This window comes from uncultured Maritalea sp., assembly GCF_937139385.1.
GTDB lineage: Bacteria > Pseudomonadota > Alphaproteobacteria > Rhizobiales > Devosiaceae > Maritalea > Maritalea porphyrae_A.
Window position 1 is genome coordinate 1 of the sequence record NZ_CAKZPW010000021.1, and the last position, 7,145, is coordinate 7,145.

Genomic DNA, 7,145 nt, shown 5'->3' on the forward strand with positions numbered 1-7,145 from the left:
TTACAAATACTAAACCCTACTATATTTTTACCAGCTTGCGTGGTTATTTGTGCCATAATATCTATTGCAACAGGAAGCTCTTGGACAACCTCTGCAACGGTTGGCATTGCATTAATTGGCGCTTTTGCTTTGAGTTTGGGGAAGTTTGCCGGGGCGCAATATGCTGCCGTCTGGGTGGTTGTGGCGCTAATGGGACCCATCTTTCTCGCTCTTGGAAACGTTTATCGGTCTTGGGCATGGCCTGAAGGGGCTTCGCCATTTGCTCTAGCGCCACTTATGTTGATCTTTGCTGGGCTCATGTCGTTTGTGCTCGCCGTTGCAATGGGCGAGATCTCATTTGTTGTGCCTACTTTGCAGATGAGCGCGATTGCCGGACTGCAAATTCTGATTTTTGCGGTTGGTTTTGCTTTCTATTTCGTTTTGCAGAAGATTGCTGGGGCGGTCTATCTCAGCCAAATTGGGCCGATCATTGCGCTAGTGGGAACTGGGTTGGGGATTTCGTTATTGGGCGAAGTTGCAACGCTTTCGCTGATGATAGGCGGGACTGCAATTGTCAGCGGTGTTCTGATTTTTAATTTTACACAATAATTGGATTGGGAAAATAAGAAGGACGCGGCAAATTGGGGAAAGCCGCGTCCTTCTGGGGAGAGCCAATCGAAAAATTGGGGAAATTCGATTGGCAAAACTGGCGTTGAACTAGAACGGTAGGATGGCGTCCATGAATTGTTGGCCGTAGCGAGGTTGCTGAACGTCCGTGATTTGTCCACGACCGCCGTATGAAATGCGGGCCTGTGCAATTTTTGCCGATGGGATGGTGTTGGCAGCGCCAATATCTTCGGGGCGCACTATGCCTGCCACAATCAAATCCCGAACTTCAAAGTTAACCCGGACCTCTTGGCGTCCTTCGATGACTAGATTTCCATTCGGCAGAACCTGGATAACCACTGCCGCAACCTGGGTTTGCAATGTTTCAGCGCGATCCACGGTGCCGTTGCCAGCATCTGTTAGGCCGGATTTTAGTTCAATGGCGCCTGAAGCTGGTACACCGGGAACGGCATTGTTGAACAACGATCCGATCACGCCCCCTGCGCCTGCGTCATTCGAGCTGGAGCGAGAACGGGCCGTTTTATTTGAAAATGAGGCCTTATCGGAAATTGTTACCTGAACGGTGAGAATGTCGCCGACTTTGCTTGCGCGTTGGTCTTTGAAGAAGCCGCGACGGCCCGAAATGAATAGCGAGTTTGGTGAATAGGCGACCCGCTCAGGCGCTGGCATTGGCATGTTCACTGGCTTGTAACCTGCTTGGGCAGTTGCGTTTTCAATAGTTGTCAGAGCAGGTGCTTTGCCAATTCCTGCCAAGCGATTTGCTGTTGTGCAGGCTGCCAAACTTGCGCCGAGCGCTACCAGTGTAAGGATTTTGAAAAGTTTCATGATGAGCTCCTGCTACCGGCTTGCGACGCGGGTTGGATCGTTGGTGATAAGGACTGTTCCGGCGCCAATGGCGATGCCTTGAACAGTCTTTTTTGACATAAGGTTGAGAACGGTGACCGTTTGGTCTTGTGTCGCGGCGTGTAGAGCTTGCCCTTTGACCGTGAGTTTTAGTTGGCCATTGCGGTAGAGGATGGTCACAAGATCATTGCGGTCAATCAAAGTCGGGTCGGTTAGATCACTCAATTTGATCATTGATCCGCCACGGACGGCGCGGGTAAGGCTCTTTCCAACTAGGTTTTCCAGTTGGATGTCACCTTGCACTTTTGAGAAACGTACCGGTGTAGGCTTGAACTCAATATCATTGATGTCGACGATTTCGCCTTTGGCCATTGAACGGGTCAGATGGGCAGCAGGAGCGACAATTTCGAGTTTTCCGTTGATGGCGATCGGAGCATTGTGGCCCGCAAGTGCCAACCGGGCGGAAACGCGACCGGATTGTGGTTCGAAAGTGAAATCTAGTAGCGTTGCAGGTTGTGCGGCAATGGGGTCTGCAAATATGGTTTCAAAGGCACCATATGCCGAAAACTTGGCAGTCTGATTGGGCAACAGTTGGCCGCGATTTGCAACCTCTTGGCCAAAAATGGTGCCTAAGAAGTCTTGGTCAATCGCCAAGCCTGGTCGCTCAACACGCACATGAGTAATTCCTTTGGCGTCGAACGATGTAATGCCTGCGCGCTGCGCTGCCAGTTGGATCGATGGCAATGGGACCGCCCCAACAGTACCGGGTGCTGGGCTGAGAAATAGACCTTCTTCGGCCAAGTTTCCCGCACCATCAAACATGTCGCCAACGGTGACGATTTTTGAATGAACGGTAACAGATGAGCGAAGCGTTGGTTGAGCAAGGCACAATGTGGTGCTGGTGCTTAGGGCTAAAAGTCCGATGAATAGTGATTTGGCGAAGCGAAACATTTTACCTAATCTCCTAGCGTAGCTGCGACGTTGCTTGAAGCATTTCGTCAGCTCCAGAAATTACCCGCGCGTTCATTTCATAGGCGCGCTGAGCGGCGATTAGATCTGCGATTTCCGTCACCGCATTCACGTTGGCCATTTCCAAGTGACCTTGCAGCAAATTGCCAAAACCATCACCGTTCGCGGTGCCGGTTTGCGCCGATCCGCTGGCTGCCGTCTCCACATAAAGATTGTCCCCAACGGCTTCCAAACCAGCCTTGTTGACGAAGCGGGAAAGTTGGAGTTGTCCGAGTGCAGTAGGGCTTGCGTCTTGGTTCAAAAAGGCCTCGACTTGACCATCTGCGGAGATCGAGATTGATCGTGCGCCATCTGGGATAATGATGCCGGGTTGAACTTGATAGCCCTCAATGGTGACAAGTTGCCCCTGGCTATCTCTCTCAAAAGAGCCGTCTCGTGTGTAGCCCGTCCGGCCATCTGGCATGGTAATGGAAAAGAAGCCTTCTCCCCTAATGGCAACGTCTAATTCTTTTTGTGTTGGTGCAACACTGCCTTGGCTCATGATGCGCGGGGTTGCGCCCAGTTTGACGCCGGAACCTACTTCCACACCTGTCGGAAGTTGTGTGCCAGATTCTGATGTTTGCGAGCCGGCGCGACGATAGACTTGATAAAGCAGGTCTTGGAAGTCGGCGCGTTGTTTCTTGAACCCGGTGGTGCGCATGTTGGCGATGTTGTTTGAAATCACCTCAACGTTGCGTTCCTGCGCGGCCATCCCGGTTGATGCGGTATATAGAGCTTTCATGTGTCCTAATCCTTTCTACAGGGACGGCGCTTAAGCGCTCAAGTCGCCAAGGCGTTTAATTGCAGTTCGGCGCAGTTCGTCTTGCTTTGTTTGCAGACTTGCCAGTGAGGTATAGGCGCGCGTTACGCGGATCATTTCGGTCATTTCGCTGACGCCAGAAACGTTGGAGCGCTCGATAGCCTTGTGGGCGATATGAGATGAATTATCATAAATTGGATTTTCGCCGGAAAACATCGTATCGCCCTCGCGTTTGAGGGACTGTGGATCCTCAAACTCTGCGATACGCAAGATGCCTTTGTCGCCCTGAGAGGTAGAAACACGTCCATCTTTTGTTACAACAATACCGGTTTCTTCTGGCGCGAATGTCAAAAAACCGCCGTCGGCAAGAACGTTGAAACCTTCAGAGGTCACGAGCTCGCCGCGTTGGTTGAGTTGGAAACTGCCGTTGCGCGTGTACATTTCGCCGGCGGGTGTCTGCACGACAAAAAAGCCATCGCCTTGGATTGCCATATCAAGTTCATTGCCCGTCAGTTCAATTGAACCTGAAGCAAAATCGTCAATTGTCGCCCAGTCTTGGGTGAATGAAAGTGGCTGATCGAGTGTTTTGAAGTCCTTGTGGCGCGCAGTCGGCATAATATATTCTTCGAAGAGAATATCGACGTTCTTGTACCCAGCGGTGTTTATGTTGGCCATATTGTTGGCGACAACGTCCATTTGACGTTGCAGCGCGATCTGGCGCGATAAGCTTATGAGCTGTGCATTTTCCATTTTGCACTATCTCCCCAATTTTGTTCAGCGGGCCACTTCCCCAAGTTTTTCGCCTGCCAAACACAATGCGAGGATCGTGCCAGTTTTTATCTCATTGTTTTTATTGGGATATTCTAAATAATAGATGATAAAATGGTGGTCTGAGCGGGTCGGGCGGAAAAATTGCCCCGGCAATAATTGCCCAGCAAGTTCAAATTGGTAATACTTCGTTAACCTTCTCGTCGTTACGTGGATTATGGAAAAGAATTTCCATTTGTGCACTTAAGTCGTAGAGCGAAAAAATGTCAGATCAAACAGCTGAAGACACAGAAGGCGAAGAAGGCGAAAAGAAAAAAGGCCCGCCGTTGATGATTATCATCGGTGCAGCTGTTGTGCTTTTGCTGGGCGGCGGCGCTGCCTATTTTTTCCTTTTTTCTGGCGGAGGCGAAACCACTGCATCTGAAAATACGGAAGTGGTGCGGCAAACCTATTTCTATGACCTTCCGATAATCAGCGTGAATTTGAATTCAAAGGGCGAGTCAAAGGACATGTTCTTGAAGGTTGCTGTTTCGCTTGAGCTTGCCGATGAGGCCATGGTGCCAAATGTCGAAACGCTTATGCCACGGGTACTTGATACGTTTCAGGTTTACCTGCGCGAAATGCGAAAGTCAGATCTTGAAGGATCTGGGGGAATTTATCGTCTCAAAGAGGAACTACGTCGACGGGTAAATCTGGCGCTGTTTCCGACACAAGTTGAGAGCATCGTTTTCAAAGAGATATTGGTGCAATAGGGGCGCATGAGCAATGTCTGAATCAGAAACTGACGATCTCCTGAAAGAATTTGGCATCTCTGGCGAAGAAGAAGCTGGTGATGGTGATGGGGAAGGTGCGGCCGCTGAATGGGCCGCCATGATCGAAGGCAACGATGATAGTGAAGATGGCGCCGCGGTTGACCGTATTCTCAACCAAGACGAGATCGACAACCTTTTAGGTTTTGACAGTGGTGATATGGGTATTGGAGACCTTTCAGGTGTCCAAGCGCTTATAAACTCGGCACTTGTCTCATATGAGCGTTTGCCGATGCTTGAGATCGTGTTTGACCGTTTGGTGCGGTTGACCACGACATCTTTGCGCAATTTCACTTCGGACAACGTTGAGGTTTCCCTCGACAGCATTACATCTGTACGTTTTGGAGATTATCTAAACTCAATTCCACTTCCTGCGATATTGACGGTCATAAAGGCTGAAGAGTGGGACAATTTTGGATTGATGACTGTTGAGAGCAATCTCATCTATTCTATGATCGATGTGTTGCTTGGTGGTCGGCGCGGCAACAATACCATTCGGGTTGAAGGGCGACCCTATACAACGATCGAAATGAGTTTGACCAATCGTATGATTGAGTTGATTCTTGAGGATATGCACAAGGCGTTTGAGCCCCTGACGCCGGTGAAATTCAGCATTGAACGGATGGAAACAAATCCACGCTTTGCTGCGATTGCCCGCCCTGCCAACGCTGCCATCCTTATTGAACTGCGCATCGATATGGATGATCGCGGTGGCAAAGTTGAAATATTGCTGCCTTACGCGACCATTGAACCCATTCGTGAACAACTGCTGCAAATGTTCATGGGGGAGAAATTTGGCCGTGACCCGATTTGGGAAGGGCACTTGGCTACAGAGATTTATGCCGCCGATACTGAAATTCAAGCTGTGTTGCACGAGTGGGAAATACCGCTTTCTGATATGTTGAAGCTGGAGGAGGGCGATACATTGATGTTTGAGCGGTCGCCCAATGATCCTATTTCATTGCGATGCGGCGATGTTGCGCTGACCGAAGGCATTATGGGGCACATCGGCAAAAATGTGTCTGTAAGGGTCACGCGACCACTTAATCCACCAAAAGTGACAATGGCTGTTTTTGAGGCCATGGACGAACAAGGGAATGATTAACAATGGGTAATTTTGCGCTGGGATTGATCGTGGAAGGTGCCGTTGCTGTTCTTCTCATTCTTACAATCGGTTATTGCTACATATTGAACATACGGTTGAAACGGTTGCGTGACGACAGGGCCGCATTGCAAACAATGATTACCGATCTCGTGCGAGCAACTGATCAAGCAAATGGCGCAATCACTGAATTGCGGAAAACTGCAATTCAGTGTGACGGTATGATTCAGACACGTTTGAGCGAGGCCGAAAGCTTTTCAATAGAATTGGCCCATCACGTGAATGCAGGGCAATCAGTTATGCATAAGATCGCCATGATTGCTCAAACCGCCCGTAATGCAGCGCCTCAACCAAAGGAAAAACCCCTGAAAGCCAAAGCGGCACTTGATCATTTGGATAGTATTTCTCGTCGTGATGGAGCGGCGGCGTGAATTCAGTCCGCTTATTGCCGGTTGTAATGGTGGTGGCGTCTGCGCTGCTGTTGTTCAAGGTATTTGGTTTTGTGTCCGGTGATCTCTATGTTTTTGGGAATCGCGAGGCAATTGCACAAGAGGCGCAGGAGCAAGCTCAAGACGCTGATCAAGACGAAGCTTCGAGCAACCCGGTTGTTGACGCAACAAATGCTGCGCTTAATCCCAATCGTCCTGTGGAAGCGCCGCCCGTTTCTATGGATTCAAAAGGTAATTTAACGGCATTGAGCGATTCCTCGGGCGTTTCCACAACAGAGCTGGAGTTCTTGGAGCGTTTGAGTGAGCGGCGAAAAGAGCTTGATAAGCGCGCTGAGCAATTGATTGTTCAAGAATCTATTGTTCGCGCCGCAGAGCTGCGCTTGGAAACCAGAGCAAATGAGCTCAAACAAATCGAGGCACGTATCTCGGCTTTGGTTGACAAAAAGGAAGGCAAAGAAGAGGAAAAATTCAAATCTTTGGTCGCCACTTATGAGAATATGAAAGCCAAGGACGCGGCAAGGATTTTTGATCGTCTCGACATGCTTGTGTTGGTGCGCATGGTTGAACGGATCAATCCGCGCAAAATGGCCACAATTTTGGCTGCAATGGACCCCGAAAAAGCCGAGGCGCTGACGATAAACTTGGCAAATCCAAACTTGACTGAGCTCAGCCAAACAGTCGATGGGCCGAACAATAACGAACTTCCGCAAATCATTGGGCAATAGAGTTGTGAAAAGTAAGGCGCCGTTAAGCCTAGCACGATAATTTGTTTGTAGTGAAAAAGTCGGAGCCCTTTGCGG

At 49.7% G+C, this 7,145-nt stretch carries 9 protein-coding genes; 5 read left to right on the forward strand and 4 right to left on the reverse strand.

From position 1 onward, the window contains the following. Positions 1-129 precede the first annotated feature (129 nt). Positions 130-588, forward strand: coding sequence for a DMT family transporter (locus Q0231_RS00885; protein WP_299343826.1), 459 nt, complete (start codon positions 130-132; stop codon positions 586-588). Between the two features lie 108 nt (positions 589-696). Here Q0231_RS00885 and flgH read toward each other — a convergent pair whose 3' ends face one another. Genes flgH through flgF form a run of 4 tightly spaced genes read right to left on the reverse strand, consistent with a single transcriptional unit; the run spans position 697 to position 3,967 of the window. Beyond that, on the reverse strand, positions 697-1,431 hold the full coding sequence (gene flgH / locus Q0231_RS00890) for a flagellar basal body L-ring protein FlgH (protein ID WP_299343829.1): 735 nt from the start codon (positions 1,429-1,431) through the stop codon (positions 697-699). A gap of 12 nt (positions 1,432-1,443) precedes the next feature. Then, the gene (gene flgA / locus Q0231_RS00895) at positions 1,444-2,400 is read right to left on the reverse strand and encodes a flagellar basal body P-ring formation chaperone FlgA (RefSeq protein WP_299343832.1); all 957 of its coding nucleotides are present in this window, start codon (positions 2,398-2,400) and stop codon (positions 1,444-1,446) included. A 13-nt stretch (positions 2,401-2,413) separates the two neighbouring features. Continuing rightward, complete coding sequence (gene flgG / locus Q0231_RS00900; RefSeq protein ID WP_269393859.1) at positions 2,414-3,199, reverse strand: flagellar basal-body rod protein FlgG; 786 nt, start codon at positions 3,197-3,199, stop codon at positions 2,414-2,416. 30 nt (positions 3,200-3,229) lie between these two features. Then, a complete protein-coding gene (flgF, locus tag Q0231_RS00905; RefSeq protein WP_299343837.1) occupies positions 3,230-3,967 on the reverse strand; it encodes a flagellar basal-body rod protein FlgF in 738 nt (245 codons plus the stop codon). A 281-nt stretch (positions 3,968-4,248) separates the two neighbouring features. Between flgF and Q0231_RS00910 the strand changes: the two genes are divergently transcribed. The 4 genes from Q0231_RS00910 to Q0231_RS00925 all read left to right on the forward strand — a co-directional run bounded on the left by Q0231_RS00910 (position 4,249) and on the right by Q0231_RS00925 (position 7,070). After that, a complete protein-coding gene (locus Q0231_RS00910; RefSeq protein WP_269393861.1) occupies positions 4,249-4,737 on the forward strand; it encodes a flagellar basal body-associated FliL family protein in 489 nt (162 codons plus the stop codon). 118 nt (positions 4,738-4,855) lie between these two features. Then, a complete protein-coding gene (gene fliM, locus Q0231_RS00915) occupies positions 4,856-5,899 on the forward strand; it encodes a flagellar motor switch protein FliM (RefSeq protein ID WP_269394378.1) in 1,044 nt (347 codons plus the stop codon). Between the two features lie 2 nt (positions 5,900-5,901). After that, the gene (locus tag Q0231_RS00920) at positions 5,902-6,327 is read left to right on the forward strand and encodes a DUF6468 domain-containing protein (RefSeq protein ID WP_269393862.1); all 426 of its coding nucleotides are present in this window, start codon (positions 5,902-5,904) and stop codon (positions 6,325-6,327) included. Then, the gene (locus tag Q0231_RS00925) at positions 6,324-7,070 is read left to right on the forward strand and encodes a MotE family protein (RefSeq protein WP_269393863.1); all 747 of its coding nucleotides are present in this window, start codon (positions 6,324-6,326) and stop codon (positions 7,068-7,070) included. The genes Q0231_RS00920 and Q0231_RS00925 overlap by 4 nt, the downstream gene beginning before the upstream one ends. Positions 7,071-7,145: the final 75 nt, after the last annotated feature.

Excerpts from the sequence above, each read along its gene's own strand:
- flgH (WP_299343829.1), bottom strand. The coding sequence starts at position 1,431 with ATGAAACTTTTCAAAATCCTTACACTGGTAGCGCTCGGCGCAAGTTTG.
- flgA (WP_299343832.1), bottom strand. The coding sequence starts at position 2,400 with ATGTTTCGCTTCGCCAAATCACTATTCATCGGACTTTTAGCCCTAAGC.
- flgG (WP_269393859.1), bottom strand. The coding sequence starts at position 3,199 with ATGAAAGCTCTATATACCGCATCAACCGGGATGGCCGCGCAGGAACGC.
- flgF (WP_299343837.1), bottom strand. The coding sequence starts at position 3,967 with ATGGAAAATGCACAGCTCATAAGCTTATCGCGCCAGATCGCGCTGCAA.
- Q0231_RS00910 (WP_269393861.1), top strand. The coding sequence starts at position 4,249 with ATGTCAGATCAAACAGCTGAAGACACAGAAGGCGAAGAAGGCGAAAAG.
- fliM (WP_269394378.1), top strand. The coding sequence starts at position 4,856 with ATGATCGAAGGCAACGATGATAGTGAAGATGGCGCCGCGGTTGACCGT.
- Q0231_RS00920 (WP_269393862.1), top strand. The coding sequence starts at position 5,902 with ATGGGTAATTTTGCGCTGGGATTGATCGTGGAAGGTGCCGTTGCTGTT.